The 21,961-nt window shown below is 67.7% G+C and carries 18 protein-coding genes; 9 read left to right on the top strand and 9 right to left on the bottom strand.

Annotation, left to right across the window (positions count from 1 at the left end; translation table 11 throughout):
* Positions 1 to 78: 78 nt before the first annotated feature.
* Together CA237_RS03295 and CA237_RS03290 are read right to left on the bottom strand one after the other, a co-directional pair.
* Positions 79 to 516: a DNA polymerase III subunit chi gene (locus tag CA237_RS03295; RefSeq protein WP_066687854.1), complete on the bottom strand. Its 438-nt coding sequence runs from the start codon at positions 514 to 516 to the stop codon at positions 79 to 81.
* A 109-nt stretch (positions 517 to 625) separates the two neighbouring features.
* Positions 626 to 2,101 carry a leucyl aminopeptidase gene (locus tag CA237_RS03290; RefSeq protein WP_126012794.1) on the bottom strand — a complete coding sequence of 492 codons (1,476 nt, stop codon included), beginning with the start codon at positions 2,099 to 2,101 and terminating at the stop codon, positions 626 to 628.
* 165 nt (positions 2,102 to 2,266) lie between these two features.
* On the opposite strand from CA237_RS03290, the gene lptD reads away from it, so the two are divergent.
* The 4 genes from lptD (at position 2,267) to rsmA (ending at position 7,794) form a co-directional block, all read left to right on the top strand.
* Complete coding sequence (gene lptD / locus CA237_RS03285; protein ID WP_126012791.1) at positions 2,267 to 4,504, top strand: LPS assembly protein LptD; 2,238 nt, start codon at positions 2,267 to 2,269, stop codon at positions 4,502 to 4,504.
* Positions 4,505 to 4,590: 86 nt separating this feature from the next.
* Positions 4,591 to 5,952: a peptidylprolyl isomerase gene (locus tag CA237_RS03280; RefSeq protein WP_232307839.1), complete on the top strand. Its 1,362-nt coding sequence runs from the start codon at positions 4,591 to 4,593 to the stop codon at positions 5,950 to 5,952.
* 13 nt (positions 5,953 to 5,965) lie between these two features.
* A complete protein-coding gene (gene pdxA, locus CA237_RS03275) occupies positions 5,966 to 6,964 on the top strand; it encodes a 4-hydroxythreonine-4-phosphate dehydrogenase PdxA (RefSeq protein WP_126012788.1) in 999 nt (332 codons plus the stop codon).
* A complete protein-coding gene (gene rsmA, locus CA237_RS03270) occupies positions 6,961 to 7,794 on the top strand; it encodes a 16S rRNA (adenine(1518)-N(6)/adenine(1519)-N(6))-dimethyltransferase RsmA (protein ID WP_126012785.1) in 834 nt (277 codons plus the stop codon). The genes pdxA and rsmA overlap by 4 nt, the downstream gene beginning before the upstream one ends.
* Before the next feature lie 183 nt (positions 7,795 to 7,977).
* Here the strand turns inward: rsmA and CA237_RS03265 are convergent, their stop codons facing one another.
* The 5 genes from CA237_RS03265 to CA237_RS03245 all read right to left on the bottom strand — a co-directional run bounded on the left by CA237_RS03265 (position 7,978) and on the right by CA237_RS03245 (position 13,592).
* Positions 7,978 to 8,499: a tetratricopeptide repeat protein gene (locus tag CA237_RS03265; protein WP_066688125.1), complete on the bottom strand. Its 522-nt coding sequence runs from the start codon at positions 8,497 to 8,499 to the stop codon at positions 7,978 to 7,980.
* Positions 8,500 to 8,527: 28 nt separating this feature from the next.
* Positions 8,528 to 9,709 carry an RsmB/NOP family class I SAM-dependent RNA methyltransferase gene (locus CA237_RS03260; protein WP_126012778.1) on the bottom strand — a complete coding sequence of 394 codons (1,182 nt, stop codon included), beginning with the start codon at positions 9,707 to 9,709 and terminating at the stop codon, positions 8,528 to 8,530.
* A gap of 147 nt (positions 9,710 to 9,856) precedes the next feature.
* Positions 9,857 to 11,314 carry an IMP dehydrogenase gene (gene guaB / locus CA237_RS03255; protein ID WP_066687836.1) on the bottom strand — a complete coding sequence of 486 codons (1,458 nt, stop codon included), beginning with the start codon at positions 11,312 to 11,314 and terminating at the stop codon, positions 9,857 to 9,859.
* Between the two features lie 18 nt (positions 11,315 to 11,332).
* Positions 11,333 to 12,754 (bottom strand): M28 family peptidase, encoded by a 1,422-nt coding sequence (locus CA237_RS03250; RefSeq protein ID WP_126012776.1) that lies wholly within the window; start codon positions 12,752 to 12,754, stop codon positions 11,333 to 11,335.
* A gap of 37 nt (positions 12,755 to 12,791) precedes the next feature.
* On the bottom strand, positions 12,792 to 13,592 hold the full coding sequence (locus tag CA237_RS03245; protein ID WP_066687832.1) for a CoA ester lyase: 801 nt from the start codon (positions 13,590 to 13,592) through the stop codon (positions 12,792 to 12,794).
* 51 nt (positions 13,593 to 13,643) lie between these two features.
* Here CA237_RS03245 and CA237_RS03240 point away from each other — a divergent pair, with 51 nt between their 5' ends.
* The 3 genes from CA237_RS03240 to CA237_RS03230 are packed head-to-tail and all read left to right on the top strand — an operon-like array spanning position 13,644 to position 16,951.
* Positions 13,644 to 14,627, top strand: coding sequence for an SPFH domain-containing protein (locus CA237_RS03240; protein ID WP_066687831.1), 984 nt, complete (start codon positions 13,644 to 13,646; stop codon positions 14,625 to 14,627).
* Positions 14,624 to 15,058, top strand: a complete 435-nt coding sequence (locus tag CA237_RS03235; protein WP_066687829.1) for an NfeD family protein — start codon at positions 14,624 to 14,626, stop codon at positions 15,056 to 15,058. The genes CA237_RS03240 and CA237_RS03235 overlap by 4 nt, the downstream gene beginning before the upstream one ends.
* A 57-nt stretch (positions 15,059 to 15,115) precedes the next feature.
* The gene (locus CA237_RS03230) at positions 15,116 to 16,951 is read left to right on the top strand and encodes a DUF885 domain-containing protein (protein WP_126012773.1); all 1,836 of its coding nucleotides are present in this window, start codon (positions 15,116 to 15,118) and stop codon (positions 16,949 to 16,951) included.
* Positions 16,952 to 17,052: 101 nt separating this feature from the next.
* On the opposite strand, the gene CA237_RS03225 is transcribed toward CA237_RS03230, so the two are convergent.
* Positions 17,053 to 18,159 carry a mechanosensitive ion channel domain-containing protein gene (locus tag CA237_RS03225; RefSeq protein WP_241215422.1) on the bottom strand — a complete coding sequence of 369 codons (1,107 nt, stop codon included), beginning with the start codon at positions 18,157 to 18,159 and terminating at the stop codon, positions 17,053 to 17,055.
* A 98-nt stretch (positions 18,160 to 18,257) separates the two neighbouring features.
* Here CA237_RS03225 and gyrA point away from each other — a divergent pair, with 98 nt between their 5' ends.
* Positions 18,258 to 21,041, top strand: coding sequence for a DNA gyrase subunit A (gene gyrA / locus CA237_RS03220; RefSeq protein WP_066687821.1), 2,784 nt, complete (start codon positions 18,258 to 18,260; stop codon positions 21,039 to 21,041).
* Complete coding sequence (locus tag CA237_RS03215; RefSeq protein WP_126012770.1) at positions 21,038 to 21,385, top strand: DUF952 domain-containing protein; 348 nt, start codon at positions 21,038 to 21,040, stop codon at positions 21,383 to 21,385. The genes gyrA and CA237_RS03215 overlap by 4 nt, the downstream gene beginning before the upstream one ends.
* A gap of 140 nt (positions 21,386 to 21,525) precedes the next feature.
* Here the strand turns inward: CA237_RS03215 and CA237_RS03210 are convergent, their stop codons facing one another.
* On the bottom strand, positions 21,526 to 21,957 hold the full coding sequence (locus CA237_RS03210) for a DUF488 domain-containing protein (RefSeq protein ID WP_206432941.1): 432 nt from the start codon (positions 21,955 to 21,957) through the stop codon (positions 21,526 to 21,528).
* Positions 21,958 to 21,961 lie beyond the last annotated feature (4 nt).

Below are 21,961 nucleotides of genomic sequence, written 5' to 3'. Positions count from 1 at the left end.
TGGTCGCGGCTCCTGCGTTATGGTGTTGGAAGGATTGTCGCCGGTCCCCCTAGTCGGGCGGCGCGCGACAGGCAAGCGTTACGCCGCCTGCTCCCAGCCGCCGTCACCCTGCCGCCAGTAGCGGCGCTCGACGTCCTCGCGGTCGGCCAGCCCCTTCCATGCGGTGCGGGCGGCGGCGATGTGATCCTCGCCGAAGAAGTGGAACGCGCGGTCGAAGGTGAGCGCTTCGTCGCGCCAGCGACCGTCGACGATCGCGACGTTGCGTGCGGCGTTGGCGTCGGTCGGTTCGGGGGCGATCAGCACCGCTTGGCAAGCGTCGTCGCCTGAGCCGGCCTCGGCATGCGGCAGGAAGCTGTCGGGGGCATAGGTCCACAGCAGCATGTCGAGGTGACGGCGCTGGTCGGCGTCGTCCGACAGCAGCAGCAGGCGCTCGCCATCGTCATGGAGACGCTGGGCGATGCGCGGCAGCACCCGGTCGAGCGGGCTGCGGGTCAGGTGGTAGAAGTCGACTTTCATGTCCGCGCCCTTTCGTCGTTCCCGCGCAGGCGGGAACCCATAGCCGCTAACGATCGCGATGGAGCCGCGACGTCAGCGTGTATGGATTCCCGCCTGCGCGGGAATGACGTCATTGCTCGAAATTATCCGCCACGAACCGGTCGAGCAGGCGCACGCCGAAACCGGTCGCGCCCTTGTCGTGATGGTTGCCGGGCTTGTCGGCCCACACCATGCCGGCGATGTCGAGATGCGCCCAGCGTACGCCGTCCTCGATATAGCGCTTGAGGAACTGCGCGGCGGTGATCGACCCGGCGCCGCGCGGGCCGATATTCTTCATGTCGGCGATCGGGCTGTCGAGCAGCTTGTCGTACGCCGGCGACAGCGGGAAGCGCCACAACAGGTCGCCCGATTCGCGCGAGGCGGCGAGCAGCTCGTCGGCCAGCGAATCGTCGTTGGCGAACAGGCCGCCATGTTCGTTGCCGAGGCTGATGATCATCGCACCGGTCAGGGTGGCGAGATCGACGATGGTCTTGGGGCGATGCGTCTTCTGGACCCAGGTGAGCACGTCGCACAGGACGAGGCGGCCTTCGGCATCGGTGTTCAGCACCTCGATGGTCTGGCCCGACATCGACGTCACCACGTCACCCGGACGCTGCGCCTTGCCGTCGGGCATGTTCTCGACCAGCCCGACCACGCCGACGACGTTCGCCTTCGCCTTGCGGCTGGCCAGCGCCTTCATCGCGCCGACGACGGCGCCCGCGCCGCCCATGTCCCACTTCATGTCCTCCATGCCGGGCCCGGGCTTGAGCGAAATACCGCCGGTGTCGAAGGTCACGCCCTTGCCGACCAGCGCGAGGTCGACATCGCCCTCGGCCTTGCCGGTCCAGCGCATCGCGAGCAGGCGCGATTCCTTTTCGGAGCCCAGACCGACGCCCAAGAGCGCGCCCATGCCGAGTTCGGCCATCTGCCGTTCGTCGAGGATCGTCAGTTCGACGCCCAGCGCTTCCAGCTCGCGGCACTTCTCGACGAAGCTGACCGGGTACAGGATGTTGGGCGGATCGGTGACGAGGGTGCGGGTCAGGTCCAGCCCCTTGGTGATCGCATCGGCGGCGACGAAGGCATCGTCGATGCCCTCGGGCGCGCCGACGATGGTCAGGCCGGTCAGCGTCGGCTTCGACTTTTCGGGCATCTTGGTGCGATAGCCGTCCTGCCGCCAGCCGCGCTGCGCCGCGGTTGCCGCGAAGCGGGCGATGGCCCTGGCCGACACGTCGGTGCCGGTGAAGTCGACGGTCAGGTCGGTCAGGCCCGACAGCAGGAAGCGGCCGGTCAGCGCACCGCCGGCCTTTTCGAGCGCCGGCCCTTCGCCGTCGCCGATGCCGAGCAGGATGACGCGACCGGCGCTATCCCCCTCGCCCGGCACGAAGATTTCGGCCATCGACCCGGCTTCGCCGTCGAAGCGCCCGGCCTTGGCGGCACCCGCCACCAGCGAGGCGACCTGCGGCTCCAGACCCGCGGCATCGACCCGCGCCAGACCGCCGGCGGCGATGGGCAGGACGAGGGCGGTGGCGGTTCCCCGCTGGGACGCGAACTGGATCGAAATCGACATGGGTTTCCTCAAGACAGTGGCGCACGCGGCGCAGGCACCTTCTAGGCGCGTCGCGATGGGCAGGTAAAGCGGGCCAAGGGCGATTGCGGTTCCCGCGCCACGATGCAATAGCGCGGAACGAGCGTCCGCGGGTCGGGCGCCAAACGGTTTGGGGAAGCGAGACTAGTGAAGCGTTCGTTGGGGTCGCTTGCCCTTGGCCTGACGCTGGCGATCGCCGGCCCTGCGGTCGCACAGGACCTGCAGGATCGCAGCCTTCCGCCTCCGCCACCGGGAAGCGCGCTGCCGACGCCCGCGACCAGCGACCAGATCGATTTTTCGTCAGACCTGCTGGAATATGACAGCAACGCCGATGTCGTGACCGCGACCGGCGAGGTGCGGCTGCTGCGCGAGGGCAACCGGTTGCGTGCCGACCGGGTGACGTGGAACCGCAAGACCGGACAGGTCGTGGCCGACGGCAATATTGCGGTCACCAACCCGGAAGGTGACGTCGCCTATGGCGACCGGATCGAGCTGACCGACAGCCTGAAGGACGGCGTGGTCGACAACATGCTGGTCGTGCTGGACGAAGGCGGCCGGATCGCGGCGAAGCGCGGCACCAGGTCGGAAAACGGCGTGGTGACGGTCGAAAGTGCCGCCTATACACCCTGTTCGGTCACGAACTCCGCCGGCTGTCCCAAGGAGCCGTCGTGGAAGATGACCGCGCTGAAGGTCCGGTACGACCCGACGCGCAAGCGCATTCGCTATACCGGCGCGGGGCTGACTATCTTCGGCCTGCCGACCATCCCGCTGCCGTCCTTCTCGCACACGATCGGCGATGGCAGCGATTCGGGGCTGCTGGCGCCGTCGATCCGGCTCGACCGGGTCAACGGGCTGGAAGTCGCGGTCCCCTATTATTTCAACCTCGCGCCCAATCGCGACCTGACAATCACCCCACATGTCTTCACCGCCGTCCTGCCGATGCTGCAGGCCGATTACCGGTCGCTGTCGAGCAAGGGCGCGTACCGGGTGCAGGGCTATGCAACGGTCAGCCGGCGCAGCGACGACCTGGTGCTCGGCGCGTCGCCGACCGGGACCGAGCGGTCGTTCCGCGGCTATATCGATACGGTCGGCCGGTTCCAGCTCGACCCGAACTGGAGCGTGTCGGGGTCGCTGCGCTATGCCACCGACCAGACGTTCCTGCGCCGCTACGACATTTCGCGCGACGACCGGCTGCGCAACAATGTGACGGTGGAGCGGATCGACCGCGATACGATGCTCTCGATCAGCGGCTGGGCGGTGCAGACGCTGCGCGTCGGCGACGATCAGGGGATGCAGCCGATCGCGCTGCCCGAGATCGATTATCGCCGCCGCTTCAACGGGTTGCTGGGCGGCGTCGCGCAGGTGCAGCTGAACACGCTGGCGATCAGCCGCAGCGAGGGACAGGATACGCAGCGCGCCTTCGTCGCCGCGCGCTGGGACCTGACCCGCTATACCCCGCTGGGGCAGGAGGTGACGTTCACCGCCTATGGCCGTGCCGATGCGTACAACGCGCGCGATACGATCGATACGGCGGTGCTCAGCTATCGCGGCGACGAAGGCTTCACCCCGCGCGGGATCGCCGCGCTGGCGGTCGATGTCCGCTGGCCGTTCGTCGGCGCGATCGGGCGCGGCACGCAGCGGATTTCTCCGCGGGTGCAGTTGGTCGCATCGCCCAGGATCGCCAATCTCGCCGTGCCGAACGAGGATGCGCGCGCGGTCGATCTGGAGGATTCGAACCTCTTCGCGCTCAATCGCTTCGCCGGATATGACCGGTTCGAGGATTCGTCGCGCGTCACCTATGGCCTCGACTATGCGCTCGACCTGCCGGGCGTGGCGGTGGCGGCGACGGTCGGGCAAAGCTATCGCACCAGCCAGCGGGCGAGCATCCTGCCCAGCGGCACCGGGCTGGACGACCGCTTTTCCGATATCGTCGGTCGCACCGACATGCGGTTCCGCGAACTGGTGACCTTCACCCACCGCTACCGGCTGGACAAGGACGGGTTGAAGATCCGCCGCAACGAAGTGGACGCGACGGTCGGCAGCCGGCGGACCTATGTCCAGGTCGGCTATCTGCGGCTCAACCGCGACATCGACGAGCTGGAAGATTTGCAGGATCGCGAGGAAATCCGCGTCGGCGCGCGGGCGGCGTTCGGGCCGTTCTGGTCGGCCTTCGCCTCCGCCACCGTCGACCTGACCGACAAGTCGGAGGATTCGCTGTCGCTGTCGGACGGCTATGACCCGATCCGCCACCGGCTGGGCGTGCAGTATGAGGACGACTGCCTGCGGCTGGGCCTCACCTGGAAGCGCGATTACCAGCGGATCGGCGACGCGCGCAGCGGCAGCAGCTATCTGGTAACGCTGGCATTGAAGAACCTGGGACGATAAGGCTCTGTTCAGGCGCGGCGGGCCATGAATTTGCCCGAATGATGCGGCACCGCCCTGATCATCCGCGCATGGGATATGACGACCAAGTGACCAAGAACATCGTGAATGCCGGCCGTATCGGCCGTTCGATCGCCGGTTTCGTCGCGATCGCCGCCGCCGCAACGCTGGCCGCGCAGACGGTTAGCGACGGGCAGGACGTGCCCGGCGCGAACCTGAACCTGCCGGGCAACCCGACGATCTTCGGCAAGCTGGACCCCAATATCCGCAAGCCGACCGCGATCGTGAACGACACGGTGCTGACCGGCACCGATGTCGACCAGCGCATGGCGTTGATCGTCGCGCTGAACGATTACAAGCTGACCGCCGAGGATCGCGAAGTGCTGCGCGCGCAGGTCGTGCGTCAGCTGATCGACGAGACGCTGCAGATCCAGCAGGCGAAGGCAAAGGACATCACCGTCACGCCTGCCGAGTTGGAGCAGAGCTTCAACCGGCTGGCCAAGCAGCGTTTCAACCAGACGCCGGAACAGCTGCGTGCCTATCTGCGCACCGCCGGCTCGTCGGAGCGGTCGCTGCGCCGCCAGATCGAGGGCGAACTGGCGTGGAGCCGGCTGCTGCGGCGGCAGGTCGAACCGTTCGTGAACGTGGGCGAGGAAGAAGTCGCCGCGGTCATCAAGCGGATGGAGGAATCGAAAGGCACCGAAGAATATAGCCTTCGCGAAATCTACATGGCGGCAACGCCCGACCGCGCGCCCGAGGTGCAGGGCGCGATGCAGAAGATGATCGAACAGATCCGCCAGGGCGCTCCGTTCGAATATTTCGCGCGCAACTTCTCCGAAGCATCGACCCGCGCGGTCGGTGGCGACCTGGGCTTCGTCCGGCTCAATATGTTGCCCGACGCGTTGCAGCGCGCCGCCACCCAGATGCAGGTCGGCCAGATCGCCGGCCCGATCGAGGTGCCGGGCGGCTATTCGATCCTGTACCTGGCCGACAAGCGGCAGGTGCTGATGGCCGATCCGCGCGACGCCAAGCTGGCGCTGCGCCAGCTGTTCCTGCCGTTCGCCCCCGGCACGACCGAGGCGCAGGCGAGCGCGAAGGTCGCCGCCTTTACCGAGGCAACGCAGGCGATCCGCGGTTGCGGCGATGCGACCAAGATCGCGCAGGCGCAGAAGGCCGAAGTCGTCGACAACGACTCGGTGGTGCTGCGCAGCCTGCCGCCGGCACTGCAGGACATCATCCTGAAGCTGAACGTCGGACAGGCGACGCCGCCGTTCGGTTCCCCCAAGGACGGCGTCCGCGTGCTGATCCTGTGCGGTCGCGAAGACCCGCGCACCGCCGGCATCCCGAGCGCGGCGCAGATCCAGCAGGGCTTGGAACAGGAGCGCGTGAACCTGCGTGCCCAGCGGATGATGCGCGACCTGCGGCGCGATGCGGTGATCGAGTATCGTTGAGGGGGCGGGCGCGATGCCGGTTGTCGCTCCGCTCGCCATATCGATGGGCGATCCGGCGGGTATCGGCCCGGAGGTGATCGCAAAGGCATGGGCGCGCCGGGAGACGGAGGCGCTGCCCTGCTTCTTCGCGGTCGGCGACGTCCGGGCGGTATCGCAGGTCTGGACCGGGCCGGTAGAGCGGATCGACGATCCGCGCGACGCGGCGAAGGTGTTCAACCGTGCGCTGCCCGTCGTGTCGGTGGTCGATGGCGATGCGATCGTGCCGGGGCGGCCGGATATCGGCGGGGCACGCTGCGCGCTCCAGTCGCTCGAGCTGGCGGTGGGACTGGCGCGATCGGATGCCGCGTCGGGGCTGGTCACCGCGCCGATCTCCAAGGCGGAGCTGTATCGCGTCGGCTTTACCTATCCGGGGCAGACCGAATTCGTCGCGGAGCGGTGCGGCGTGGCGCGCGAGAATGCGGTGATGATGCTGGCGGGACCGACGCTGCGCGTGGTGCCGATCACGATCCACGAGCCGCTGGCCGACGTCCCGTCGACGCTGACCGTCGAGCTGATCGTCGCGCGGGCGCGAACGACGGCGCGAGGGCTGACCCGCGATTTCGGGATCGCCGCGCCCCGGCTGACGCTGGCGGGGCTGAACCCGCATGCCGGCGAGAGCGGCGCGATCGGCCGCGAGGAGATCGAGGTGATGCAGCCGGCCGTCGCGCAGTTACGGGCCGAAGGGATCGACATCGTCGGACCGCTGGCGGCGGACACGATGTTCCATCCGCGCGCGCGGGCGAAATATGACGCGGCACTGTGCGCCTATCATGATCAGGCGCTGATCCCGATCAAGACGCTGCATTTCGACGATGGGGTCAACATTACGCTGGGCCTGCCGATCGTGCGGACGTCGCCCGATCACGGCACCGCGTTCGATATCGCCGGGGAAGACGTGGCCGAGCCGGGCGCGATGATCGCGGCGATCCGTATGGCGGGCGAGGCGGCCGCGCGCCGGGCCGCCGTCGCATGAGTGTCGCGCCGCTTACCCCGCTCCCGCCGCTGCGTGACGTCATCCAGCGGCACGGGCTGTCGGCGAACAAGGCGCTGGGGCAGAATTTCCTGTTCGACCAGCAGTTGCTCGACCGGATCGCACGCGTACCGGGCGATCTGCACGATCAGGAGGTGCTGGAGGTCGGACCAGGTCCGGGTGGCCTGACGCGGGCATTGCTGCTGGCGGGCGCGAAGGTGACGGCGATCGAGCGCGACCATCGCTGCATTCCCGCGCTGGAGGAGCTAGGGGCGTTGTTCCCGGGACGGCTGCGGCTGATCGAGGGAGATGCCCTTGAGATCGATGCTCCCGCGCTGTTCGAAGGGCGGCCGCACATCGCGTCGAACCTGCCGTACAATGTCGGCACCGCGTTGTTCGTCGGCTGGCTGTCGAGCGACTGGCGGCCATGGTGGCAGAGCCTGACGCTGATGTTCCAACGCGAGGTCGCGGACCGGATCGTCGCGGGCGCCAATGACGATGCCTATGGCCGGCTGGCGGTACTGGCGCAATGGCGCAGCACGGCGCGGATCGCGATGCCGGTGCATCGCAGCGCCTTCACCCCGCCGCCCAAGGTCATGTCGGCGGTGGTCCATGTCGTGCCGACCGATGCGCCGGACGGCGTTTCGCTGAAGGTGCTGGAGCGGCTGACGGCGGCGGCATTCGGTCAGCGGCGCAAGATGCTGCGGCAGAGCTTGAAGGCGGTGCCGGGCGCGATCGAGGCTGCGGAAGCGGTCGGGATCGACGTCACGCGGCGGGCGGAGACGGTGTCCGTCGCCGAGTTCGTGACGTTGGCGCGGGCACTGTCAGTTTAGGAACAAGGGGTTCACGCGAAGGCGCGGAGACGCGAAGGGGTTGCGTTTCTAGCGGACGGCCCGCGAACGGGTGACGTCTCGCGCGGCGAGGGCCGGTGCTGCCGCCGCTGGCGTGGCGGGCCGTTGCGACACGCGCAACGCCTTCGCGTCTTCGCGCGAATCCAACCTTCCTTGAACCAGCGCTTATTGCGGCGTGGCAGGCTTCGGCGCGCCCGGAACCACCGGCGGGGTCTGCTGCGCGGTCGCGGTGACCGGCGGGCCCTTGGCGATAACCGCCGCCAGTTCGTTCGCTGCCGGACAGGTCGCGCCGCACACCGTCTTGAGCTTGGCCAGCGTATCCTTGGCACGATTGACGGCGCCCTTCTGGACCAGCGCCTCGCCCTCACCCTTCAGCGCGGCGACGTCGTTCGGTTCGAGGCTCAGCGCCTCGCGGTACAGGCGGATCGATTTGCCGGGCAGCCCCTGCGCGCGAGCGATATCGGCAAGGGTGATATAGGCGGCGCGGTTGCGCGGATCGATCACCAGCGCGCTTTCGATCAGGCCGGTCGCGGCATTGGTGTCGCCGGCGGCCTGCGCGGCGCGCCCCTGTTGCAGCAGCGCCATCGACCGCGGATCGACCTGATTGTCGGGACGCTGACCGCTGAGCGAGGCCGATGCACAAACCAGCACCAGCGCGCCCGCGACCGAAACCGAGGTGAACCGCATCAACATCTCCGACCGAGCGACTGGCACCTTATGCCCGGCCGAGCCGTGCGACGAAGAAACCGTCGGTAGAGTCGGATGCCGGGGTCAGGCGCATGCCCCGACAGTGGACGCGGCCGCGCGGCAATGCAAGCGGCAGCGCTTGCCAATCGGAATGACGCGACAGGAACGCATCGACCTGACCCCTGCCTTCGGCGTCCAGCAGCGAACAGACGACATAGGTGATGGTGCCGGTCGGCGAGGTAAGGCCAGCCGCCACGTCGAGCAATCGTGCCTGGGTCGCCACGACCCGGTCGAGCCGATCCGGCGTCAGCCGCCAGCGCGCCTCCGGATTGCGGCGCCAGGTGCCGGTGCCCGAACAGGGCGCATCGACCATCACCCAGTCCGCCTGACCTGCAACATCGGACAGCATCGCCGCCTCCTTGCCCGGATCGAGCAGACGGGGCTCGGCGATGGTCACGCCGGCACGGGCGGCACGCGGCGCGAGCCGCGACAGGCGCGGCCGATCGGTATCGGTGGCGAGGATCCGCCCCCGCCCCGCCATCTGCGCGGCAATGGCGAGCGTCTTGCCGCCGCCGCCGGCGCACAGGTCGATCGCGAAGCCGTCCGGTGTCGCGCCGACGGCGAGCGACACGATCTGGCTGCCGAAATCCTGCACCTCGGCGCGGCCGTCCTGCAACACGCCGTCCTGATCGAGCGGCGCATCGGCGGGCAAACGGATCGCGTCGGGCAGATCGACCGCAGGCTCGCCTCCCAGCTCGGCAAGAACGGCGTCCCGGTCGGCGCGGAGGCGATTGACCCGAATATCGAGCGGTGCGCGCTCGAGCAGCGCGGCGAGGTCGGCATCGCCCAATTCCGAGCTTCGAAAGGCGTCGACCAGCCATGCCGGTGCCAGACCGGTTTCGGCGCGCGGTTCGTCGACGGTAATGGGCGACGGACCATAGGATGATCCGTCGAACGTCGCTGCCAGCGCCGCGTCCGCGTCGGCCATCGCGACGATCGCGGCGCGGGCCGATACCGGGACCGGTCCGAATCGTCGGACGGCGTCATAGGCCAGCGTGCGGATCGCACGACGGTCCTTCGACCCCGCATAGCGCCGCGCCGCGAAGAAGCGCTTCGCCACTTGATCCGCCGCCGCACCGCCGCTCTTCGCTGCATCGATGATCGCATCGACCAGATCGATTGCCGCCTGGGTCCGCGCTGCGGGATTCATGCCGAAACTTCCTGAAAATTGATACGCGACGCTACCAACATAACCTAGATCAATCCAGCGGGATGCGGATGGCCGTCAACGTACCCGCAAACGCCCGGCACCCGATTTCGGGGCCGGGCGTTGCGTGCGCCTGTGACGGGGTGCCGATCAGCGCGTGGGGTAGTTCGGCGCCTCCCGGGTGATCGTCACGTCATGGACGTGGCTTTCGCGCAGGCCGGCATTGGTGATGCGGACGAAGCGCGCGCGATCCTGCAATTCGGTGATGGTGTGCGATCCGGTATAGCCCATCGCTGCCTTCACGCCGCCGACCAGCTGATGAATGACGTCCTTGGCCGGGCCCTTGAACGCGACCTGCCCCTCGATCCCTTCGGGCACGAGCTTCAGCTGGTCCTTGATATCCTGCTGGAAATAACGGTCGGCCGACCCCTTGGCCATGGCACCCACCGAACCCATGCCGCGATAGCTCTTGTAGGCGCGGCCTTGGTACAGGAAGGTTTCGCCGGGCGCTTCCTCGGTGCCGGCCAGCAGCGATCCGATCATCACCGCCGATGCGCCGGCGGCGAGCGCCTTGGCGACATCGCCCGAGGTCCGGATGCCGCCATCGGCGATGACCGGCACGCCGGTGCCGGCTGCCGCCTTGGCCGCGTCCATCACCGCCGTCAGCTGCGGCACGCCGACGCCGGCGACGACGCGGGTGGTGCAGATCGAGCCCGGGCCGATGCCGACCTTGATACCATCAGCCCCGGCATCGATCAGCGCGCGGGTGGCTTCGCCGGTTGCGACGTTGCCGGCGATGACCTGGACGTGCGGGGCGATCGCCTTCACCCGTTTCACCGCTTCCGCAACCTGGCGGTTATGGCCGTGGGCGGTGTCGATGACGATCAGGTCGCATTCGGCCTCGATCAGCGCTTCGGTCCGTTCATAGCCCTTGTCGCCGACCGTGGTGGCGGCTGCGACGCACAGGCGCCCGGCGCCGTCCTTGGTCGCGTTGGGATAGGTGACGGCCTTTTCGATATCCTTGACGGTGATCAGGCCGACGCAGTGGTAATTGTCGTCTACCACCAGCAGCTTCTCGATGCGGCGCTGGTGCAGCTGGCGACGCGCCTCCTCCTGCGCAACGCCGATGCGAACGGTGGCAAGATTGTCCTTCGTCATCAGCTCGGCAACGGGCTGGTTCGGGTTCTCGGCGAAACGGACGTCGCGGTTGGTGAGGATGCCGACCAGCTTGCCCGAGGCGTCGACGACCGGAATGCCGCTGATCCGGTGGCGTTCCATCAGCGCGCGGGCGGCCGACAGCGGGGCGTCGGCGGTGATGGTGATCGGGTTGACAACCATGCCGCTTTCGAAACGCTTGACCGCACGGACCGCCGCGCATTGTTCCTCGATGGTCAGGTTGCGGTGGAGCACGCCGATGCCGCCCAGCTGCGCCATGACGATCGCCATGTCGGCTTCGGTCACGGTGTCCATCGCCGACGACAGGAACGGGATGTTGAGCGCCAGATTACGGGCGACGCGGGTGCGCGGGTCGGCCTGGCTGGGGAGCACGTCCGATTCCTGCGGAACCAGCAGCACGTCGTCGAAGGTCAGGCCGAGGGTGATATCCATGGGAAGCGTCGTCTCGTCTCAGTTGGCGGGGTAGCGGGCGGGATCGGCAAGCGCACGGGCGAGCGCGACATGCAGGTCGGCGTCCTCGGCGGCACCCGACAGGTCGATGTGCGCGAGGTCGTCATTGGGTTTGTGGTACGGCCCTTCGAGATAGGCGAACAGCCGCTTCATGTCGCTGACCGACCCGGTGGCCATCACCGCGGGGATGCCGCGCTTTCCGAACGCCCAGCCGTCCTGGCGCTGCACCATGATGTTCGCTTCGGTATCGGTATCGACCTTGCGGCCGATCGCGCGGGCGGTGGCGTCGACGATGGCGTCGATCTTCGGATGGTTGCCCCGCCCGACCATCGCCACCGGCATGCCGGTCGGCACGATCGCGGCGGTGTCGATATTGAGGTTCGCGACGATCTTCAGCGGGGTTTCGGCGACCGCGGCGGCATAGGCATCGGCACCGATCAGCCCTTTTTCCTCGGCGGTGGTCGCGACGAAGTAGATGCTGCGCTTGGACGGCGGCCCCTTGGCGAGGACCTTGGCGACCTCGATCAGGATCGCAGTGCCGCTGGCATTGTCTGCCGCGCCGTTGCAGATGCGGTCGGGTGCGCCTTCGGGACGGCAGATGCCGATATGATCCCAGTGCGCCGATAGCAGCACCGCTTCGTTCGGCGTCGCGGTGCCCGGGATCATGCCGACGATGTTGGCAGTGGTGTAGCGGTTGCGGACGGTGACCGCCGACAGAGCGACCGTTCCGTCCAGCGCGACGGCGCGAAAATCCTTAGCGGCGCCAACTTTCGTCAGCGTGGCGGCCTGCGGACCGAGCAGCGCGGCCGCCTGCGCTTCCGAAAGATAGGCGACGAGCATCGGTTCGACGCTGCCGTCGCGGACGGTGGCATGGCCGAACGCCTCGCGCAGTTCCGCTTCCTTGAGCGTCGCGGGCGCCACGAAGATCGCGGCGGCGGCACCGGCACGGGCGAGCGCCTCCAGCTTCGCGCTACGCCCCGGCCCCAGCGTCATCACGACGACCTTGTCGCGAACCGGTCCCGCCGCAAGCGCCGCACCGTCCAGCCCACCGGCATAGACCATGCCGACCCCGGCAATGCGCGTGTCGGGCATCTTGCCCGTGGCCACTACGCCGGGCAGCGAAGTCGTCCGACCGTCGCGCGTGACCGATCCACTGCTCGATACCGAGCGGACGCTGGTCAGCGACACTTCCTGCCGCCAGCGGCCATCGGGTGCGCCCGGCTTGAGCCCCGCATCGGCAAATGCCTGCAACACATAGGCTTCCGCACGATCGCCACCGGCGGTCCCGGGTTCCCGTCCTTCGTATGTATCGCTGGCGAGGACCGCGACATGGTCGCGCAGCATCTGCGGCGTGATCGACTGGGCAAGGACCGGCGTGCTGCACAGCAGGGCGGCGAGTCCGAGGATCGGGCGGAGCGTCATGCGCCCCACTATCGACCCGAACCGTTACGGGCAAGCGTCAAGGCGCGCGTTGCAGCGTCCGGCGTGCCATTTCGACGTGCATGTCCTCGATCATGCGATCCTGGAACCGCTCCGCCCCGCCCCGCGCGGCAGCGACCAGCGCCGTCGCCTCTTCGATTTCGGCGGCGCTGGGTGAAAAGGCCGTGTTCGCCACCGCGATCTGGTCGGGATGGATCAGCGACTTTCCGTCAAAGCCCATCAGGCGCCCATCGGCACATTCCTGCGCCAGTCCGGCGGCATCCTTCAGTGCGTTGAAGACGCCGTCGATCGCCCAGCCGCCTGCCGCCCGCGCGGCGATGACGACGGTCTGCAATGCATGCGACAACGACCCCCGCCCGGCACCCGGCGGCAGGCGCAGCGATGCGGCGAGGTCGTTGGTGCCGACCATCAGGCCGACCACGCCGGGCGTCGCCGCGATCTGCGGTGCCGCCAGCACCCCGGCGGGCGTCTCGATCATCGCCAGCACCGGATGACCGGCGAGTTGCGCAAGGTCGGCGGGCGATTCCACCTTCGGCACCACCACCAGCGCCACATTGGCCAACCGGATCGCGGCAAGATCCTCTGCGAAATAGGGCGTGCCGGGCGCATTGATCCTGACCCCGGCGCAACGACCATGCAGCAATTCGAGCGAGACCGGCAGCGCCTCGCGCGCGCCTGCCTTGTCCGCGTCGCGTACCGCGTCCTCGAGGTCGAGGACGATCAGGTCGGCGGGCAGGCCCGCCGCCTTGGCGATCATGCTGGGTCGGACCGCGGGCACGAACAAAACGCTCCGCGGTGCTAGGGTTATCGCTGGTTCCATCGGTCGGTCATGCTAGACAGCAAGGGACAAAACACAAGCTGGGGACGACCGATGCTCTTGGGCCTGATCGCCGCTATCGTTCTGATGGTCGTATTGTACCTGTTCGCGAGCGTGAAGATCGTCACGCAAGGGCATCAATATACGATCGAGCATTTCGGCCGCTTCACCGCCGTCGCGAAGCCGGGGTTCAACTTCTACCCCGCCTTTTTCTATCGGGTCGGCCGCAAGGTGAACATGATGGAGCAGGTGATCGATATACCGGGTCAGGAAATCATTACCCGCGACAATGCCATGGTATCGACCGATGGCGTCGTGTTCTTCCAGGTGCTGGACCCGGCCAAGGCAGCCTATGAAGTGTCCGACCTGTACGTCGCGCTCCAGCAGATCACGACGACCAATTTGCGCACCGTGATGGGGTCAATGGACCTCGACGAAACCCTGTCGAAGCGTGACGAGATCAACGCGCGACTGCTGGGCGTGGTCGACCATGCGACGAACCCGTGGGGCGTGAAGATCACCCGAGTCGAGATCAAGGACATCCGCCCGCCGGCCGATATCGTCAATGCGATGGGTCGCCAGATGAAGGCGGAGCGCGAGAAGCGGGCCAATATCCTGGAGGCGGAAGGGGCGCGTGCGTCCGAGATCCTGCGCGCCGAAGGCCAGAAGCAGGCCCGCATCCTCGAAGCCGAAGGGCGGCGCGAATCCGCCTTCCGCGATTCCGAAGCCCGCGAGCGCGCGGCGGAGGCCGAGGCCAAGGCGACGCAGGTGGTCAGCGACGCGATCGAGGCGGGCGGCACGCAGGCGATCAATTATTTCATCGCGCAGAAATATGTCGAGGCGGTCGGCAAGTTCGCCACCAGCCCCAATGCCAAGACCATCCTGTTCCCGGTCGAGGCGACCCAGCTGATCGGTACGCTGGGCGGCATCGGCCAGCTCGCCAAGGAAGCGCTGGGCGATGGCAAGGCCCCTGCCCCCGCGCCTGCCCAGCCGGTGCGCGAGCGGCCCGCCGGACCGTTCGAGCCACCGGTGCGATGATCAACAGCGGCTATGCATGGTTGCTGCTGGCGGTCGCGCTGGGCGTGGCCGAACTGGCGGTGCCGGGCGTCTTCCTGGTTTTCATCGCGATCGCCGCCGGGATCACCGGATTGTTGGCGCTGCTGTTCCCGGCGCTGACGGTGAGTGCGGAGCTGGCGGTGTTCGGGGCGTGGAGCGTCATCACGGTGCTGATCGGGCGGCGCTGGTATGCCGACTATCCGGTCGACAGCGACGATCCGTTGCTGAACGATCGAGGCGCACGGCTGATCGGCCAGTCGGTGACGGTGGTCGAGGCGATTGTCGGCGGCAGCGGGCGGGTGCGCGTCGGCGACAGCGAGTGGATCGCACGCGGCCCCGACCTGCCGGCCGGGGCGCGCGTCCGGATCGTCGGCGTCAGCGGCGCGGTGGTTCAGGTCGTGGCGGCCGATTGACGCCGCGCGTTCGCGCGACAAGTATCGCCGCGAACGATCTTGCCCGAAGGAACTGCCATGGACCTCACCCGCCGCGACTGGATCGCCGGTGCTGCCGCATCGACGCTCGCCGCCGCCCTGCCTGCCCGTGCGCAGCAGACTGTGACCAAGGCCATTGCGAGCCCCGCCGACCGCGCGGCCGAAGCCACGCTGTCGCAGATCGCCGAAAGCTGGCTGCAGGATTCACCCGAAAGCGCGACCGGGCTGGGCATCGATACCGGCCCGCGCGCCGCGCTGAAATCCCGGCTGGGCGACCGGTCGGCGGCGGGGCAGCGGCGCCTGGCGGAGCATCTGCAAGCGCATGTCGCAACGCTCAAGGCCATCGATACCGACGCGCTGTCGCCCACGACCCGTACCGATGTCGATGTCGTGCGAACCGCGTTCGAAACCGCGCTGGACGGCTTTGCCCTCCCTTACGGCGATGTCGCCGTCGGCGGGTGGCGCAACACGCCCTATGTCGTCATCCAGAATGTCGGGGCCTATCTGGACGTGCCGCGCTTCCTCGACAGCGACCACGGCATCGCGAACAAGGCCGATGCCGATGCCTATCTGGCGCGGCTGGACAGCTATGCCGCGCAGTTGGATGGCGAAACCGACCGGATGCGCGCGGCATCGGCACGCGGGGTGGTCGCGCCGGACTTCCTGCTCGACAAGACGCTGACGCAGCTGGGCAAGGCGCGTGGCGGTGACCCAGCGACATGGGACATCGTCACCTCGCTTGCCCGGCGGACGAAGGACATTCCCGGCGACTGGACCGCACGCGCCACCGCCATTGCGCGCGACAAGGTCGGCCCGGCGCTCGACCGGCAGATCGCGGCCGTCCGCGCCGACCGTGCGAAGGCGACAGCCGATGCGGGCATGTGGGCGCGACCCGATGGCGATCGCTGGTATGCCTGGGCGTTGCGCGCGTCGACCACCACGCCGATGACGCCCGATCAGGTGCATGCGCAGGGCCGCGACGAACTGGCGCGGCTGCAGGGGCAGATGGACCCGATCCTGCGCAAGCTGGGCTATACCGCCGGATCGGTCGGCGAGCGGATGACGGCGCTGGGCAAGGATCCGCGCTTCGTCTTTCCAGAAGGCGATCCGGGCCGGGCGCAGATCATGGTCCTCGTCCAGAACCGCCTGAACGATATCCGCGCGCGGATGCCGCGAGCGTTCAATACGTTGGCGCCGGGCAATGTCGAGGTGAAGCGCATTCCGCCGGTCGAGGAAGCGGGCGCGCCCGGCGCCTATGGCGGGGCGGGATCGATCGACGGCAAGACGCCGGGCCGCATGTGGATCAACCTGCGGACCACCGGCATCTGGACGCGCTATTCGCTGCCGACTTTGGTGTATCACGAAGCGATACCGGGCCATGTGTGGCAGGGCGAATATACGTTCCGCCTGCCGCTCATCCGCTCGTTGATGGCGTTCAATGCCTTTTCAGAGGGTTGGGCGCTCTATGCCGAGCAGCTGGGCGATGAACTGGGCGCCTATGACGGCGATCCCGTCGGGCGGCTGGGCTATCTGCAGTCGCTGGCGTTCCGCGCGTGCCGGATGGTGGTGGACACCGGGCTGCATGCCAAGCGCTGGACCCGGCAGCAGGCGATCGACTGGTTCGCCACGACCAACGGATCGAGCGTCGACGAAGTGTCGGGCGAGGTCGACCGCTATTGTTCCTGGCCGGGTCAGGCATGCGGCTACAAGGTCGGTCATTCGGAGATCGTGCGGCTGCGCGCGAAGGCGCAGGCGGCGCTCGGACCGCGCTATGACTTCAAGGCGTTCAACGATCTGGTCGTGCAGGGCGGTGGCGTGCCGATGACGGTGCTGGGCCGCAACGTGGACGCGTTCATCGCTGCCAATAGGGCCTAACGTCATTCCGGCGAAGGCCGGAATCGATGGATGGGGTGAGGTCGCGGTTCCAGCCGAGGCCGTCCGTGTCCATGGATTCCGGCCTCCGCCGGAATGACGGATTAGTGGGGCGGCGCTTCCTGCTCCTCCACCAACAGCCGCCGCTTCGGCAGGGCTTCGGGCATTTCGTCGCGGATATAGGCCAGCATCCCCTCGCGCAGCGAACAGCGCAGGTCGAACGCGCGGGCGGCGTCGGACGCGGTGGCGAGGATGCGGACCTCGATCGCGTCGGGTTTGGTATCGGTCACCTGCAACACATGCGCGCGCCCGTCCCACAGCGGATCGGCCTCGACCAGTTCCTCGAACTTTTCGCGCAGGCGCGGGATGTTGGTCGTCGGGTCCAGCCAGAAGAAGGCCGATCCCAACAGGCCGCTGGTCGTCCGCGTCCAGTTCTGGAAACTCGATTCGAGGAATTTCGACACCGGCACGACGAGGCGCCGTTCGTCCCACAACCGGACGACGACATAGGTCAGGCGGATCTCCTCGATCCGGCCCCATTCATTCTCGATGATGACAACGTCGTCGATGCGGATCGGTTCGGTGAACGCCATCTGCACGCCGGCGATGATGTTCTTGAGCGCCGGCTGGGCCGCGGCACCGACCGCAAGGCCGGCAAGGCCCGCCGATGCCATCAGCGTGACGCCGACCGAGCGGATGCTGGGGATGGAGAGCAGCATCAGGCAGACGGTGATGAAGCCGATGGCGATGATCGCGATCCGGCCGAGGATCGCGCTGCGCGTCCGCCGCCGCCGCGCGCGCAGATTGTCGGCGACGGTGATGTCGGTTGCGACCTCCACCGCCTTTACCGACGCGCGGATCATCGCGATGGCGAACCAGCCCATCAGCAGCGGCACGACCAGTCCCGCCATCTGCGTCCACAAATCGTCCCAGCGGTCGGGCAGGCGCAGCGGCTTGCGGACGCTGGCAAGCGCCATCGCGACGAGAATCCAGCGCATCGGTCGCCACGCATGGTCGACATAAACGTCATCAACCGACCCCGGCGTTCGCTCGGCAAAACGGCGAAGTACCCGGAAGGTGGCGGCGTGCAGCAGCAGCGCCGCGAGGATCGACAGGACGATGGTGCCCAGATCGGCGGCGGCCGGCGGCAGGGCGTTAAAGGCTTGCTGAAGATCGCGCATCGTCAGGGGCAACACGCTGCGCCGCACCATGTTCCGAACCGCCCTGATCCCGGTCGCGAGACTTGGCTTTCCGCCCCCGACCGGCTAATCTGCCATGCAACCGAAACATTCCCCGAAAGCATCGAACTTTGACAGACGCGACGCTGATCGCCGACCCATCCGATATCGCCCCCATCTCGATCGTGGACGAGATGCGGTCGAGCTATCTCGACTATGCCATGAGCGTCATCGTCTCGCGCGCGCTCCCCGACGTGCGCGACGGGTTGAAGCCGGTGCATCGGCGCATTCTCTATTCGGCGCAGGAAAGCGGCTTCGTGCCGGGCAAGGCGTATCGCAAGTCGGCGCGCATCGTCGGCGACGTGATGGGTAAATATCACCCGCATGGCGATACCGCGATCTACGACGCGTTGGCGCGCATGGCGCAGCCCTGGTCGATGCGGCTGCCGCTGATCGACGGTCAAGGGAACTTCGGGTCGATGGACCCCGATCCGCCCGCCGCGATGCGATACACCGAGGCGCGCCTCGCCAAGTCGGCGATGGCGCTGCTCGACGATCTCGACAAGGATACGGTCGATTTCGTGCCGAACTATGACGGGTCGGAACGGGAGCCGGCGGTCCTGCCGGCGCGCTTCCCGAACCTGCTGGTCAACGGTGCAGGCGGTATCGCGGTCGGCATGGCGACCAACGTGCCGCCGCACAATCTGGGCGAAGTGGTCGATGCCTGTCTCGCGACGATCGACCGCCGGGTCGAGGGTGGCGAGCCGCTGACCCATGAGGAACTGTGCGAGATCGTGCCCGGACCGGACTTCCCGACCGGCGCGCTGATGCTCGGTCGCGCCGGCGCGCGCGCTGCCTATGCCGGCGGTCGCGGGTCGATCATCCTGCGGTCGCGCCACATCGTCGAGGCGCGCGGCGAGCGGCGCTCGATCGTGCTCACCGAAATTCCCTTCCAGGTCGGCAAGTCGGGGCTGGTCGAAAAGATCGCCGAGGCCGCCAAGGACAAGCGCATCGAAGGCGTCAGCGACATTCGCGACGAATCGAACCGCGAAGGCGTGCGGATCGTCATCGACTTGAAGCGCGATGCGACGCCCGACGTGGTGCTGAACCAGCTGTGGCGGCACACGCCGGCGCAGTCGAGCTTCGCGGCGAACATGCTGGCGATCCGCGGCGGTCGTCCCGAACTGCTCAACCTCAGCCAAATCATCGACGCGTTCGTCGGCTTCCGCGAAGAGGTCATTACGCGCCGGTCGAAGTATGAACTGGCGAAGGCGCGCGAGCGGGCGCACCTGTTGCTGGGTCTGGTGATCGCGGTCACCAACCTCGACGAGGTGGTGCGGATCATCCGCGGGTCGGAAAGCCCCGCCGCCGCCCGCGCCGCGCTGCTGGCGCGCGAATGGCCGGTGGCGGAGATCGCGCCCTATCTGAAGCTGGTCGAGGCGGTCGAATCCGACACGACCGGCGACGTCTACCGCCTGTCGGACCTCCAGGTCCGCGCGATCCTCGACCTGCGGCTCCACCGCCTGACCGCGCTCGGCCGCGACGAGATCGGCGAGGAGCTGAAGGAACTGGCCGGGTCCATCGGGAACCTGCTCGAGATTCTCGGGAACCGTGCCAAGCTCTATGCCGTCATGCGGCAGGAACTGGTCGACGTCCGCGCCGAATTCGCGACGCCGCGCCGGACCGAGATCGCCGGTGCCGCCGACGGCATCGATGACGAGGACCTGATCGAGCGCGAGGACATGGTCGTCACGGTCACGGTGCAGGGCTATATCAAGCGCACCCCGCTCGATGCCTTCCGTGCGCAGAAGCGCGGCGGCAAGGGACGCGCGGGCATGGCGACGAAGGATGAGGATGCGATCACGAACCTTTTCGTGACCAGCACCCACACCCCGGTGCTGTTCTTCTCGACCGCGGGCAAGGTGTACCGCATGAAGGTGTGGCGCCTGCCCGAGGGCGGTCCGGCGACGCGCGGACGGCCGATGGTCAACCTGCTGCCGCTGGCGGCGGGCGAGACGATCTCGACCGTGCTGCCGCTGCCCGAGGACGAGGAGCGGTGGAGCGACCTGCACGTCATGTTCGCGACCGCGAACGGCACGGTGCGGCGCAACTCGATGGACGCGTTCGCGAACATTCCGACCGCCGGCAAGATCGCGATGCGCTTCGACGACGACAGCGACGATCGCCTGATCGGCGTGGCGCTGCTGACGGAAACCGACGACGTGCTCCTGGCGACCAAGGCGGGCAAGGCGATCCGCTTCGCCGCGACCGATGTGCGCGAGTTCCAGAGCCGGACGTCGACCGGCGTGCGCGGTATCTCGCTGGGCAAGGACGACGACGTCATCTCGCTGTCGATCCTGGGCGGGTTCGAGGCGAGCGCCGAGGAGCGCGAGCAGTACCTCAAGGCCGCACCTTGGAAGGAAGGCGACCGCGAAATCACGCTGCCTGCCGAACGCATGGCCGAGTTCGAGGCGGCGGAGGAATTCATCCTGACCGTCACCGCCAACGGCTTCGGCAAGCGGACCTCGGCCTATGAATATCGCCGTACCGGGCGCGGCGGTCAGGGGATCACCAACATCGTCACGTCCGACCGCAACGGGCCGGTCGTTGCCAGCTTCCCGGCGCATAATGGTGAACAGCTGATGCTGGTGACCGATCAGGCCAAGCTGATCCGCACGACCGTCGGCGACATTCGCGTCGCGGGTCGTAATACACAGGGGATCACCATCTTCCGCGTGGGCTTTGGCGAGCAGGTCGTGTCGGCGGCGAAGATCGACGAGGACGAGACGCCGGAGAACGAGGCCGAAGCGATCGTCGCCGAGGAACGCGCCGCGATGCCGGCGGCCGAGGGCGATATCGTGCTCGACGACGGCACCGGCCCCGACACGATCAGCGAAGGGGATGTCGAGGAATGACCCCGACCACCGCGTTCAAGGTGCTGACCGCCCAGCAGATGGCGGCGCTGGAGGCCGATGGCAGCTTTGCCGGCGCGCCGGTCGATCTGGCGGACGGGTATGTCCATCTATCGACCTTCGAGCAGTTAACTGAAACGGTCGACAAGCATTTCGCCGGGCAGGACGACCTGCATGTGGCGGAAGTCGATCTGGCGGCGTTGGGTGATGCGGTGAAGTGGGAGGAGTCGCGTGGCGGTCAGTTGTTCCCGCACCTCTATGCTCCACTGCCGCTCAACGCGGTGGTGGCGTATGGGCCGCTGCACCGGGATGAGGACGGCAAGGTGAAGCGGCCAATCACGGGCTGAAGGTCTTTCCCCGCCTGCGGGGAGGGGGACCGTCGCCGAGGCGATGGTGCAGGGGAATGCCCGCGAACGCTACCGTTCCGTATGGGGATACCCGCCTCCACCATGCTGCGAATGGTCCCCCTCCCCGTGCCGGGGAGGGTCTAGGCGTACAGCTCGATCACCTCCGCCCCCTGCCCGACCGCTTCGAGCAGCAACGTCCGGTGGCAATGCGCCGGCTCCCGCTCGAAGCATAGCAGCGCCGACGGCATCTCCGCCGCCAGGTCCAGCATGATCGCGGCCTGTGCCTGAGCCTCGGGCAGTTCGAGCTGCTCGTCATAGACCGCGCGCAACGTAGCGACGTCGCCCTTCTTCGCCGCGTCGCGCCCACGTTTCGGCGTGCCGAGCGCCTTCAGATGGACATAGTCGATGTCGTGCGTCGCGAGTTCGGCGGCGAGCGACGACTTCGAAAAGCCGGGTCGGCGTGACAGCGGCAGCGCACGCACGTCGATGACCCGGCGCACGCTGGCAGCCTGCAACGCCGCGACGAATTCCGCCATGGTCACCGCTTCATAGCCGATCGTATAGATTTTCATGCGT

The organism is Sphingomonas sp. ABOLH (assembly GCF_003951715.1).
Taxonomy (GTDB): domain Bacteria; phylum Pseudomonadota; class Alphaproteobacteria; order Sphingomonadales; family Sphingomonadaceae; genus Sphingomonas; species Sphingomonas hankookensis_A.
Note: the sequence above shows the minus strand (reverse complement) of the source record. Positions and strands in the feature narration are given on the sequence as shown.